This window comes from Cupriavidus sp. 05T313 (assembly GCF_056396665.1).
Map to the genome: position 1 here is coordinate 1 of NZ_JBFTLX010000227.1, position 11,887 is coordinate 11,887.

An 11,887-nucleotide genomic window follows, 5' to 3' on the forward strand; every position below is an offset into this window, starting at 1 on the left:
TTCCTGGATCGTCGCCACGACAGCTGGATGGCATGGTTCGAGCAGGACGTGGAAGCGTTCCTGGATCGTCGCCACGACAGCTGGATGGCATGGTTCGAGCAGGACGTGGAAGCGCGCTTCGCCGCCACGCCGGGGCTGGAAGTCATTGCCGATGCGCTGGCCGACTGGTTCACCGACGGAGAATTTCGCGGCTGCGCCTTTATCAATGCGGTGGCCGAAGCGGGGGCCTCAGGCGAGGGCACGCAGATCGAGCAATCGGTGGCGCACAAGGCGGCGCTCGCCGCGTTTATCGGCATGCTGGTCAGGCGGCTCGGCCTGCCGGAGCCCGAAGCGATTACCGAAGAGGCGATGCTTTGCGTGGAGGGCATGATCGTGCGCTACCAGATGACGGCCGATCCTGGTGTCGTCGATGCCGGGCGCCGCCTGCTGCGCCGCCTCCAGCAAGTGCACTGAAAGCCAGCGCCGGCCAGTTGACGACCGGACTATTGCCGCAGCGAGGTGATCAGCCGGATGCCGAGCAGCGCCATCACGCCGCCGGCGGCGCGGTCGAGCCAGAGCTTGAAGCGCAGGTAGAAGGCGCGCGGCGCCGCCGACGACAACGCCACCGCCACGATGGCGTACCAGCCGGCCTCGATCGCAAAGACCATCACCGGCAGCGCGAGCAGCAGGGACGCCGGCACCTCGGCCGGCAGCAACGCGGCAAAGACGCTGGCGTAGACGACTGCCGTCTTGGGGTTGCTCAGTTGCGTGGCGAATCCGCTCAGCAGGGCGCGGCCGCGTCCCGGCGCTTGTGCGCCGTTGGCGGCCTGCGAACCGGCAGCCATCGCAAGGGGCTCGCTGGCGCCGCGCCAGATGCGCGCGCCCAGGTAGACAAGATAAAGGCCGCCGCCCACCTTCATCGCCATGTAGAGCCACGGCACCGCCGCCAGCAGGAGCTTGAGCCCGAGCAGCGCGGCCGCGGCAAACACCACGCCGCCCAGCCCCATGCCAAGCGCCATGTGGAGCGCATCCGCGCGCGAACGGGCAATGGCGGCACGGGCCACCATGACGAAGCTCGGGCCGGGGCTGACAGCGCCAAGCGCCAGTGCGCCGCCAATGGCCAGTGTCGATGTGAATGCGTCCATGCGTCTGTCTTGTCGGGAAGGGATGGGAGCTGCGCCGCGGGCCGGCACGATGCCGATGCGCCATGTTAGCAGCAAGACGCCCGCCCTCAGCGTTCCTCCCGTTCAGTCGCCGCCGGACGCCATCCGGCTCAGCCCTCCAATGGCCTCCGCCAGTTCCGCGCGCAGTACCGCCATCAGTTCGGTTGCCGGCAAGGCGCGCGACAGTTGCGCGGCCTGGCCGGCCCATTGCGCCGCAAACTCGGCATTGCCGCATGCCTTGGCAGCCGCGTGCAGCGCCTTGCCGGCATCGTAGGTGATGGGGTAATCGGGAATCGGCGGGCAGTCCGGCGCCTCGCCCAGTTTGGTGAGGCGGTTCACGAAGCCGCGCGCTCGGCGGCCGGAGATGGAGCGGGTCAGCGTCGTGGGGGACGGCTCGCTTGCCAGCAGCGCGGCCCGGTAAGGCGCGTCGGCCGCGGTTTCCGGGGCGACGACGAATGCCGTGCCCAGTTGCGCKGCCTGCGCRCCCAGCGCCAGCGCGGCGGCAATGCCGGCGCCGTCCATGATGCCGCCGGCGGCGACCACCGGCAGGGCAGTGTTGCGGACCAGAAGGCGCACCAGGGCCATGGTGCCAAGCCCTTCGTCATGCCCCTCGGTCTTGAACGTGCCACGGTGGCCGCCAGCTTCCACGCCCTGCGCCACGATAGCGTCGATGCGCGCATCGGCGATCTGCCGCGCTTCGGCGAGATGGGTGGCCGTGGCCATCAGGAAGATGCCGGCCTCATGCAGTGCGTCGATCCAGGCCTGAGCCGGCAAGCCGAAATGGAAACTCACCACCGCCGGCCGCTCCTCCAGCAGCATCGCGTACATGGCGTCGTCGGCAACAAAGCTCTTGTAGATCTCGCGCAGCGATGCCGGCGGCGTGGCGCCGAACTCGGCGAAGCTCGGCGCCAGGTAGGCCAGCCATTGCGCTTCGCGTGCAGGATTGGCGACGGCGGGAGCGTGGCAGAACAGGTTGACGTTGAACGGCTTGTCCGTCAGTGCGCGGGTCTCGCGGATGGCCTTGCGGGCGCCGTCGGCATCCGTGGCGCCGACGCCAAGCGAGCCGAGGCCACCGGCATTCGATACCGCCGCGGCCAGCGCCGGCGTGCCAACGCCGGCCATCGGTGCCTGGATGATGGGGGTAGCGATGCCGAGCCGGGCTAGCAGCGTGCGTGGCTGCGTGGCTTGGGTGGGGGTGTTCATTTGCAGGCTCCTTCTAGAGAGGTTGGATCTGTGCGGTGTGCGCTCAGGCTACGCGTGGAGGTAGCCAGCGGAGCGGGTATGCAATGGCATGGCCTTCAGAGAAAGCACGCGGCGGTCGAGGCCAGCAATGCGACCGCGGCAGCGGCAAGGGGGCCGCTGAAGCTATGGCTGTGCGCCATCAGCGCATCGGACACCAGCGGGCCGGCGATCTGGCCCACGCCATAGGCAGCGGTCATGATGGCCAGCAGGTTGAACTTCACGCGATGGGCCACGCGTTTTGCCGCCGGCATGGCGATGGTCACCGTGCCCACGAAGGTGCCGCCCACCAGCAGGGCGCTGGCCAGGTAGGCCACCGGCGAATGGCTGAGCGCGGGCAGGATCACGCCCGCTGCCTGCACCAGCAGGTTGAGCGCGAGCGCGCGCCGCGTGCCAAGGCGGCCGTGCAGCGCATGCCAGAGAAAACAGGAAGGTGCCGCGCCAAGGCCGAAGGCGGCCCAGATATGGATCGGGTCGATGTGACCGAGCGCATCGCGCACGAACAGCGGCAGGTAGGTGGCGGTGACGATATAGCCGAATCCCGCGAGACCGTAGCTGACGACGAGCGGCCATGGCCCGGGGCCGTTGGCATGGGCCAGGGCAGCGCCGGCCCCGGCGGCATCGGGCACCGCCGGGCGGTGGCTGCCAAGCTGTGGCCAGGCCAGCAAGGCCAGTACGGCGGCACCGCCGCCAATCGCAATCCACAGCAACGGGCTATGCCAGCCGGCGAGGTTGCCGGCGGCGATCAGTTCGGCGGAGAGCAGGATGCCGGCGCCGACGCCCGAGAACAACAGCGGTGCGCCATGCGGATGGCCGACCACATGGAACAGCCAGACGGAGGCGCTGATCAGTGCGATCGCGCTGAGAACGCCGGCCAGGAAGCGCACCGCGATAAAGAACCACGGCGCGGCGGGCAGTGCCAGCACCAGCAGGCATACGGCCGTACCGAGCAGGGCGATGCGGCAGAGTTGCGGTGCCGCGCGTTCCGGCATGCGGGTGACGGCAAGGGCGCCGGCCAGGTAGCCCGCATAGTTCGCGGATGCCGCCAGCGAGCCGGCGCTGACGCTCAGCAAGCCGTCGCGCACCATCAGCGGATACATGCCGGTGAAGGCGAAACGCCCGAAGCCCATGCCGACCGCAAGCACCAGCGCGGCGGCAAGCGATGGCATCCACGGCGCCATCCTCTGGCGCAGGGCGGCGTCCCCGCTCGCGGGGACCGGCTGGATCCTAGCCATGCTGCAACTCCTGCAAGAAGGCCGCGTAAGCCGAGGTCATGAAGCCCGTACGGCGCACCAGGAAGGTGTGCGCCGTACGTACCGGCACGGTCTGCAGGTTCGCCGCGCCGGGGTGGAGCGCCAGCAGCGATCTTGGCAGGATGGCCACTGCCGATCCCGCCGTCACGCAGGCAAGGATGGCGTGGTACGAAGCCAGTTCCAGCACATTCAGCGCCAGCTGCGGGCCTTTGCCGCTGGCAAGCCAGGCTTCGGCGCACATGCGATAGGTGCAGCCACGCGCGAACGTGGCCAGGCTGCGCAGGGTGATGTCTTGTGGCGTGCGCACCGGCGGATGGCTGGGCGGCAGCACCAGCAGGAGTTCTTCGGAAAACAGGAAGGTGCCTTCCAGGCCGGGGCCGAGTACGTCCATGTCGAGTGCATCCGGCGCGCCTTCCGACGGATGGGCCACCAAGGCGCAATCGATGCGATGCGCCAGCAGGGAATCGACCAGGGCCTGCGTGGTGCCGGTCTGGATCTCGATTCGCACATCCGGCCACTTGCCGTGGTAGCGCGCCAGTGGCCGGGGCAGGCGGCTGGCGGCCGAGCTTTCCATGGAGCCCACGCGCAGCGTGCCGGAGGGCACATCGCCGCGCATCGATTGCCGGGCTTCCTCGGCGAGCGCCAGCAGCCGCTCGGTATAGCCCAGGAAACGCTGGCCCTCGGGCGTCAGCGTCATGCGCTTGCTGTCGCGCAGGAACAAGGCGACGCCCAGTTCCTCCTCRAGCTGCTTSACGCGGGTGGTCACGTTCGAYTGCACSCGGTCCAGGGCCTTGGCGGCCCGGGTCACGCTTTCCTCCAGCGCAACGGCCCGGAAGATCTCAAGTTCGGCCAGATCCACGGCAATCCTTTCACTAAGTTTGTTCTCAAAAAGAGAATGTATTCAGGATAACTATCATTGATGGGGATGAATAAGTCAAGAAATCCATGATGCTGGCAGGGTGGACGCGTCGGGAAGGTCCCGAGGGCTGGCGGCCAGCCTTGGCGCTCAGCGGCGCGTGGCCGGGCGCTTGCGGCCTGGGGAGGCAGCCGGCGCAGGACGGTAGCGGGCGCGCAGGGTTTCCAGGAGCAGCGGCAGCGCGGGGGCCGGATTGCTGGCGGCATAGACCACGGCCACGCCGATCCGCAGGTCTGCCTGCTCCTTGAGTTCCTTGTAGACCACACCGGCGCGCGCCATCGCCTGCAGCGAGGAAGGCACCAGCGCCACGCCCTGCCCATCGGCGATCAGGCCCAGCAGCACATGGTGGTCCGCCGGTTCCTGCACTCGCTGCGGTGCATAGTCCAGCGCGCGGAAGACGGCCTCGTAGTGGTCGAAGTAGGCGGGATTCAGCCGCCGCTGGCCCCAGAACAACGGATCGGCTTGCAGTTCCGGCAGTGAGATGCGCTTGCGCCTGGCGAGCCGGTGCGCGGCCGGCAACGCCACCACCAGCGGGTCGTCGAACAAGTGTTCCACCGCCAGTTCGCCGGTGGCGGACGGCAGGCCGATCAGCGCCGCGTCGAGCGCGCCACGGCGCAGGTCGGCAATCGATTGCTGCGATATCTGGCGTTTCTGCAGCAGCCTGATCTCCGGCGCCTKTGCCTGCAATGCCGGCGCGAGCCAGGTGAACAGGGCGGCATCGAACACGGTGGTGATGCCCAGCCGCAGGCCGTGGTTGCGCGTGGCGCGCTGCCGGGCTCGGGCGAGCAGGGCATCGGCGCTGGCGAGCAGCTCGCGCGCCTCGGGCAGCAGGCGGCTGCCCGCGGGCGTCAGTGCTACGCCATTGCGATCCCGCTCGAACAGGCGCGCACCGATGGTTTCCTCCAGCGCCTGGATCTGCCGCGTCAGCGGAGGCTGCGTGATCGACAGCCGTTCCGCCGCGCGGCGAAAGCTCAGTTCGTCCGCGACGGCCACGAAATAGTTCAACTGCCAGAGTTCCAGGCGGCTTTGCATCGGATGTCCTTGTGATACGCCAAAGGTATCACGCCGAAGGCATTGGCGGCGCGCGAACGCGCTCGCTAAGCTTGCCTCACTGTCCTGCCGACGGCACCGCGCCGCCAGGACCTCCCGATGCGAATCAAAAAAAGGAAACCGCATGAATACGCAGACCATGACACTTGGCCGCGCCCAACTTTCCGCCATCGAACAGACGGACGAGCCGTCCCTGGTCGAAGCCTTGCGTGACATCGCCCCTGACCTGGCCAGCCTGGCGATCGGTTTCGTCTACGGCGAGATCTACCCGCGCCCAGGACTCGACCGGAGGCACCGGCAACTCGTCACCGTCGCGGCGCTTGCGGCCATGGGCGGGCTTGAGCCACAGCTCAGGTTCCATCTGGCCGGGGYGCTGCATGCCGGTTGCACGCCGGTCGAACTGGTCGAACTGATGAATCATCTCGTGGTGTATGCCGGGTTTCCCGCGGCGCTCAACGGCATCGCCGCCGCAAGGGAAGTCTTCGCGAAGCAGGGCGTTGCCGTGAATACCGGCACTCCCGCGCCGGACCAGGGCGGATCGCGCTTCGAGGCGGGGCTTGCCCGCTTGCGCGAGATCGACGGCGAAGTGGGGGAGCGCGTGCTTGCCTCGCTCGAGGACATTGCGCCCGACCTCGGTCGTTTCATCATCGAGTTTGCCTTCGGCGATATCTATACCCGGCCCGGCCTCGACCTGGTCTCGCGGGAACTGGTGACCGTGGCCGCGCTGGCAGCCATTGGCTCGGCCACGCCACAGCTCAAGGTGCATATGCACGGCTTGCTGAACGTGGGTGGCTCGCGTGAGCAAATGGTGGAGGCCATCATTCATCTCGCGGCATATGCGGGTTTTCCACGCGCGATCAATGCCGCGCTGGCGGCCAGGGCGGTGCTGGCGGAGCGCCCGCCGGAGCGGCATTGACGGGTGAGCCGCGCTAACGCCGTGCGGGCCTCGGCACGGCCTGCTTGAACGGCTTCAACAAGCTCGGACGGACTGCGGCTGCGGGGACCGCGCCGGTGCCGGCCGCGCCAGCAGTTGCCGGATCGAGGCAAGGTAGCGGTCCCCGACCTCCCGGCTGGCGCGGCTGGACTGGGCGCGCAGCGTGCGCCGGGACGGCGGCGCGATATTCAGGCTGCGGCAGATCGTGGAGAGATACGGCTTGCGTTCTCCCGCCAGCCGCTGCGCGGCCGCTTGCACCACCGCATCGCCGACGCGGGCGCGCAGCCACGCCAGGACCTGCCTGTCGTATTCGTTCTGTACCCGGACAAGGTGTTCCATGATGGGCTCCCGTGAATACTGTTCATCCATACAGTTACTGTAAATATATACAGTAATCTGCGTTTTTCAAGGATGAGATATGGGCAGCCCGCTTCGGGCGGAGCAGATTCGCCTGGCAGAGCGCGGGGCGCGCTACAGCACCATGCAGGCAGCCGCGCTTGCGCCAGGACGTTGGGGCACCCGTGCCTGCCCGGCGGGCCGCTTCTCGTGACGGCGGCGCTGGCTAGCTTGCTGGTTCCTTTCCGGGGCCTCGCGAGGTGCGTCCGCACCCGGTTTGGGCACATGGGTGTCTCGCAGCGCCGGATGGTGTTTGTCCACCCAGCGGGCCGCCCGCCATAGCGCGAAGATGCAGGCAATCGCGTAGCTGCAGTAAATGAAGGTGAGCACAGGCACCTCGCTCCGCGCCCGTCTAGGGGCGAGTGGTTTGGGAAGGTGCGAGTATGCGCAAGATCACTATCGCAGGGATATCACTCGATTGKGGGGAGCTGGACGCAGCACTTGCCGCAAAGCCAGCCTGCTGGCCGTACCAGCGCAAATGCGGATGCCAGGCGCGACAATTGTTTGCAGTTAGCCCGGCGCGGCTGGCGGGTTTTCCATGCCTGGTCCTCCTCCGGCGGATCGGCGCGGTACTCCAGCAGGTCCCCCGGCTGGCACTGCAGCGCCTCGCAGATTTTCTCCAGCGTATCGAAACGGATACCTTTGACCTTGCCGGATTTCAGCAGGGAGAGATTGGGCATCGGTGATGCCGATGTACTGGGCGAGCTCGCGCGATTTCATGAACACTGCCACCACTACCGCCACCAACAACACCGCAGCCACCACAGTCGTCGCATGGATTGCGGCGGGCATTCTGCTTGCCGGCTGTGCGCCGACGCAGCTTGCCAGCCCGGACGCAACGGTGGTCAGGATCTCCCACAACGAGCCGGGCGGCGGATGTGACGCAGCGCGCCGGCCGGACCGGCAGCGGCATCACGCCAGTGCGACGCTCAGTGCGCTCTGGGCAGAGACCAGGTGGCGGCCACGGCGGCGGCGGTAGTTGCCATCCGAGTCCATCTCCCAGGTGTCGCGGTTGTCCTTCAGGTAGATCTTCAGGCCTTCCTCGATCACGCGCTTCTTGAGCGATTTGTCCAGCACGGGGAAGCACACTTCGATGCGCCGGAAGAAGTCCCGTTCCATCCAGTCGGCGCTGGACAACCGCACGTCCTCGGCCTTGTCGTTATAGAAGTAGAAAATCCGCGCATGTTCGAGGAACTGGCCAAGTACCGAACGCACCCGGATATTCTCCGACAGGCCGGGTATGCCGGGCCGCAAGGCGCAGCCGCCGCGCACGATGAGTTCGATCCGCACGCCGTCGCAGGATGCCTGGTAGAGCGCCTGGATGATAGTCGGGTCCATCAGGGCGTTCATCTTGGCAATGATCAGTCCCTTGCGGCCAGCCTTGGCGTGCTTGCCCTCACGGCGGATGGCGTCGAGCAATGCCGAATGCAGGGTGAACGGCGCCTGCCAGAAGTGGGTAAGCGTGCCGGGATGGCCCAGGCCGGTCAGCTGGGAGAACACGTTCGCCACATCCTCGACCATGGCTTCCTTGCACGTGAACAAGCCGAAGTCCGTGAAATTCCTGGCGGTCTGCGAGTGGTAGTTGCCTGTGGAGAGATGCGCGTAACGCCTGAGTTTTTTTCCTTCGCGCCGCACCACCATGGCCATCTTGGCATGCGACTTGTAGCCGACCACGCCGTACACCACATGGGCACCGGCTTCTTCCAGTTGCGCCGCCCAGTTGATGTTGGCCTCCTCGTCGAAGCGGGCCAGCAGTTCCACCACCACGCTGACTTCCTTGCCCCTGCGCGCGGCGCCGATCAGTGCCTGCAGCAGCGCCGAGTCGTTGCCGGCGCGGTACACAGTCTGCTTGATGGCCATCACATCGGGGTCTTCAGCGGCCTGGCGGATGAAATCCACCACCGGGGCAAACGACTGGTACGGATGGTGCAGCAGGATATCGCCGTCGCGGATGGCGCGGAACATGTCCGGCTGGCCCTGCAGCGCCTTCGGCAAGCCTGGCCGGCATGGCGGATATTTCAGGTCCTCGCGGTCCACGCTGTCGGGCACCGGCAGCAGCCGCACGAGGTTGACCGGGCCATTCACGGAAAACACCTCGGTGTCCTCCAGCCCGAACTGGTTCTGCAGGAACCTGGTCATCTCGTCGGAGCAGTTGTCCGCGACCTCAAGCCGTACCGCATCGCCGAAATGCCGCTGTGGCAGTTCGCCCTGCAGCGCATCGCGCAGGTTCTTGATTTCTTCCTCGTCGACGAACAGTTCGCTGTTGCGGGTGACCCGGAACTGGTAGCAGCCGCGCACATGCATGCCGGGAAACAGTTCGCAGACGTGGGCATGCAGGATGGAAGACAGGAACACAAAGCCGTGTTTGCAGCCGGAGATCTCTTCCGGCAGGAGGATCACGCGGGGCAGGGAGCGGGGCGCTTGTACGATGGCCGCGCCAGCCTCCCGGCCGAAGGCGTCCTTGCCTTCGAGTTCCACCGCGAAGTTCAGGCTCTTGTTGAGCACTCGCGGGAAGGGATGCGCGGGATCGAGGCCGATGGGGGTCAGCACGGGCATCAACTCGCGGAAGAAAAAGGCGCGAATCCATTCGGCCTGTTCCGGCGTCCAGTGCGGCCGGCGCAGGAAGCGGATTTCCTGCCGGTCCAGCTCGGGAATCAGCACATCATTGAACAGGTGGTATTGCTCCGCGACCAGCTTATGCGTGCGTGCGCTGACCAGCGCATAGACCTGCCGCGTGTCCAGCCCGTCCGGCCCGCTGGCGATCGCCTGCAGCTTGATCTGTTCCTTGAGGCCGGCAACGCGGATCTCGAAGAACTCGTCGAGGTTGCTGCTGAAGATGCATAGGAAGCGCAAGCGCTCCAGCAACGGGATGTCGCAATTCTCCGCCTGGGCGAGCACGCGCCGGTTGAACTCCAGCTGGCTCGCTTCTCGATTCAGGAAGAGCTGCAGCGCGTTGGCGCCGATGTTGGCGCTCGCGCTGGCAAGGAAGTCCGACGGAACGCCGCGAACATCACTTGGTGCGAGAGGGAGGGAAGGGGCGATCTCTAGTGGAGCAGCCGAGCCTTCTTCCATGATGCGCTTGAATCCTTCTTTGGAATGGGCCATCGCGCGCCGATGGCCTGTTGGATAGATATTACCGCGCCGCGCGGCGATTGAGGAGTGGAACTGTGGGCGAAACACCGCACATTTCTTCCAGTCGCCGGCGGGAATGGCAAAAGCGCATACGCAAGATTTGTTCCATGTTCTCTTCCCGTGCAGCGGAAGTGGATTGCGGCCAAGCGCGCTCACATGCATGATGGAGCCCTGCATGGCAACGCTGCAGCGCGCATTGTCCGCTTCACGCGATTCGCTACCTGGAAAGTCAAATCCTGGAATCCAAATGGAACTGATCTACGTTGCGGACCCGATGTGCTCGTGGTGTTACGGCTTCGGCAAGGAATTGTCCGCGCTGGTGGCGCGTTTCCCGGATCTGCCGCTGGGCGTGGTGGTCGGGGGCCTGCGCGCGGGGGCCACGGACATCATGGACGACGCGGCAAGGAATGTGCGCCTGCAACACTGGGCTCGGGTCGAGCAAGCCAGCGGCATGCCATTCAACCGCGAAGGCCTGCTGGCGCGCGAAGATTTCGTCTACGACACGGAGCCGGTGTGCCGGGCGGTCGTCACCGCGCGCATCCTCGCCGGGCAGGGCAACCTGCTCGCCGTATTCGATGCGCTGCAGCATGCGTTCTACATGGATGCCCTGAATACGACCGATGCCGGCGTGCTGGCCGGCATAGCATCGCAAGCGCTGACACGGCTCGGGTACGGCATCGATGCCGCTACGTTCGAGGCGGCGTGGCGCGCACCTGCGACCATCACCGAGACGCACGCGGACTTTGCCCTGGCACGTTCGTGGGGCGTCACCAGTTTCCCCACGCTGCTGTTGCGCGTTGGTAGCGAACTCCACGGCATCACGACCGGGTACGCTAGTGCCGGCATGATCGAGCACCGCCTGGCGTCCGTGCTGGAGCAATTGGCGGCGCGCGCCTGACGCAGGCCTGCCYGTCACCACYACGGTGACGCTTGGCTACGATGATCTATTGCCTGGGCGGCTGCTAATTCCCTTCTGCGCCATTCTCCACTGCCGGCGCCTGTTGCCTTGTCTATCCGGCCGCCAAGCGGAACGACCCCAAGAGCGGGCCAGTCTGGCTTGTCAGCGGGCAGGGCCCAGCAGGTTGGCCTGCGGTTCGCCGAAGTTGCCCAGCCCGGGCTCATTTCCTTCATCCGTTACAAAATACGGGTGGCAATGTCGTTTTGTGCTTTTTGAGTATCATTTTCGAGTGATGCTGGTGAAGCAGCGCCTCTGTTGGCATCTTGCATACGTACTATCACCTAATGCTGCGATGCGTCATTCCTTTTGCTATACTAGGGAAAACCCGATGAGGGTTATCCCTGAAAGGAAGAAAGCCATGAACTCGCAATCCGATATCAAGATGACCGACCAACTCGAACGCGAACTGATTGAACGCGAACTCGGTCCCCGCAGCCCGGCCTTTATCGATGACGTGAAGAGCGCCATCGCCGCCGTGCAAGACGTGTTTGGCCGCCTGCAAAGCCAGGCTCGCAAGGCAAAGATCGTTTTCGCGAACGGCTGATTGCCGAATTGCCAGAGCACCGACATCAAGAAGCGCGAATCAAGAGTAATTGCTGCTGTAGTGCACTGTAGTTAGCTATTGTTTGTTGTTGATGTGTGTAGTCTTGGTTTGACGGCTGTATCACTGCCGCTCGCGCCGCGCCCCGGCGCGCGTTGAAAAGCGAGGGCAGGCACTACGTGAAACCGGCGTGGATGTTTCCACGCGGCAAGACCGGCCAACGCGTCGCTCCATGGAGCGCAACGCTTCTTGGCCGGTTTTTTTATTTGAGGTTCATCCGACTTTCGTGTGGGTCAGCGCAGCTGGATGTAGGTTGAGACCACCGC

The 11,887-nt window shown here is 65.8% G+C and carries 12 protein-coding genes and 1 pseudogene; 5 read left to right on the forward strand and 8 right to left on the reverse strand.

The annotated features are described in order from the left end of the window. A partial coding sequence (locus AC1DKD_RS32655; RefSeq protein ID WP_477144179.1) for a hypothetical protein occupies positions 1 to 453 on the forward strand: 453 nt, incomplete at its 5' end. Between the two features lie 29 nt (positions 454 to 482). On the opposite strand, the gene AC1DKD_RS32660 is transcribed toward AC1DKD_RS32655, so the two are convergent. From AC1DKD_RS32660 to AC1DKD_RS32680, 5 genes are all read right to left on the reverse strand, one after another. Continuing rightward, the gene (locus AC1DKD_RS32660) at positions 483 to 1,124 is read right to left on the reverse strand and encodes a LysE family translocator (protein WP_441632775.1); all 642 of its coding nucleotides are present in this window, start codon (positions 1,122 to 1,124) and stop codon (positions 483 to 485) included. Between the two features lie 102 nt (positions 1,125 to 1,226). Continuing rightward, the gene (locus tag AC1DKD_RS32665; RefSeq protein WP_441632773.1) at positions 1,227 to 2,345 is read right to left on the reverse strand and encodes an NAD(P)H-dependent flavin oxidoreductase; all 1,119 of its coding nucleotides are present in this window, start codon (positions 2,343 to 2,345) and stop codon (positions 1,227 to 1,229) included. A gap of 95 nt (positions 2,346 to 2,440) precedes the next feature. After that, on the reverse strand, positions 2,441 to 3,616 hold the full coding sequence (locus AC1DKD_RS32670) for a YbfB/YjiJ family MFS transporter (protein ID WP_477102571.1): 1,176 nt from the start codon (positions 3,614 to 3,616) through the stop codon (positions 2,441 to 2,443). Then, the gene (locus AC1DKD_RS32675) at positions 3,609 to 4,493 is read right to left on the reverse strand and encodes a LysR family transcriptional regulator (protein ID WP_441632769.1); all 885 of its coding nucleotides are present in this window, start codon (positions 4,491 to 4,493) and stop codon (positions 3,609 to 3,611) included. The genes AC1DKD_RS32670 and AC1DKD_RS32675 overlap by 8 nt, the downstream gene beginning before the upstream one ends. Positions 4,494 to 4,640: 147 nt before the next feature. After that, positions 4,641 to 5,582 carry a LysR family transcriptional regulator gene (locus AC1DKD_RS32680; RefSeq protein ID WP_477144180.1) on the reverse strand — a complete coding sequence of 314 codons (942 nt, stop codon included), beginning with the start codon at positions 5,580 to 5,582 and terminating at the stop codon, positions 4,641 to 4,643. Between the two features lie 142 nt (positions 5,583 to 5,724). On the opposite strand from AC1DKD_RS32680, the gene AC1DKD_RS32685 reads away from it, so the two are divergent. Further along, positions 5,725 to 6,516 carry a carboxymuconolactone decarboxylase family protein gene (locus AC1DKD_RS32685; protein ID WP_477144181.1) on the forward strand — a complete coding sequence of 264 codons (792 nt, stop codon included), beginning with the start codon at positions 5,725 to 5,727 and terminating at the stop codon, positions 6,514 to 6,516. 54 nt (positions 6,517 to 6,570) lie between these two features. Here AC1DKD_RS32685 and AC1DKD_RS32690 read toward each other — a convergent pair whose 3' ends face one another. Next, positions 6,571 to 6,873 (reverse strand): CppA family protein, encoded by a 303-nt coding sequence (locus tag AC1DKD_RS32690; RefSeq protein WP_045236827.1) that lies wholly within the window; start codon positions 6,871 to 6,873, stop codon positions 6,571 to 6,573. A gap of 79 nt (positions 6,874 to 6,952) precedes the next feature. Here AC1DKD_RS32690 and AC1DKD_RS32695 point away from each other — a divergent pair, with 79 nt between their 5' ends. Further along, the gene (locus AC1DKD_RS32695) at positions 6,953 to 7,084 is read left to right on the forward strand and encodes a hypothetical protein (protein ID WP_441632763.1); all 132 of its coding nucleotides are present in this window, start codon (positions 6,953 to 6,955) and stop codon (positions 7,082 to 7,084) included. 400 nt (positions 7,085 to 7,484) lie between these two features. Here AC1DKD_RS32695 and AC1DKD_RS32700 read toward each other — a convergent pair. Further along, positions 7,485 to 7,650 (reverse strand): annotated as a pseudogene (locus AC1DKD_RS32700) (helix-turn-helix domain-containing protein); the annotation flags it as partial. A gap of 192 nt (positions 7,651 to 7,842) precedes the next feature. Further along, entirely contained in the window at positions 7,843 to 10,035 is a 2,193-nt protein-coding gene (gene ppk1 / locus AC1DKD_RS32705) for a polyphosphate kinase 1 (protein WP_441632761.1), read from the reverse strand. Between the two features lie 274 nt (positions 10,036 to 10,309). On the opposite strand from ppk1, the gene AC1DKD_RS32710 reads away from it, so the two are divergent. After that, positions 10,310 to 10,960 (forward strand): DsbA family protein, encoded by a 651-nt coding sequence (locus tag AC1DKD_RS32710; RefSeq protein WP_441632759.1) that lies wholly within the window; start codon positions 10,310 to 10,312, stop codon positions 10,958 to 10,960. 418 nt (positions 10,961 to 11,378) lie between these two features. Then, entirely contained in the window at positions 11,379 to 11,564 is a 186-nt protein-coding gene (locus AC1DKD_RS32715) for a hypothetical protein (protein ID WP_045236777.1), read from the forward strand. The last annotated feature ends 323 nt before the right edge of the window (positions 11,565 to 11,887 follow it).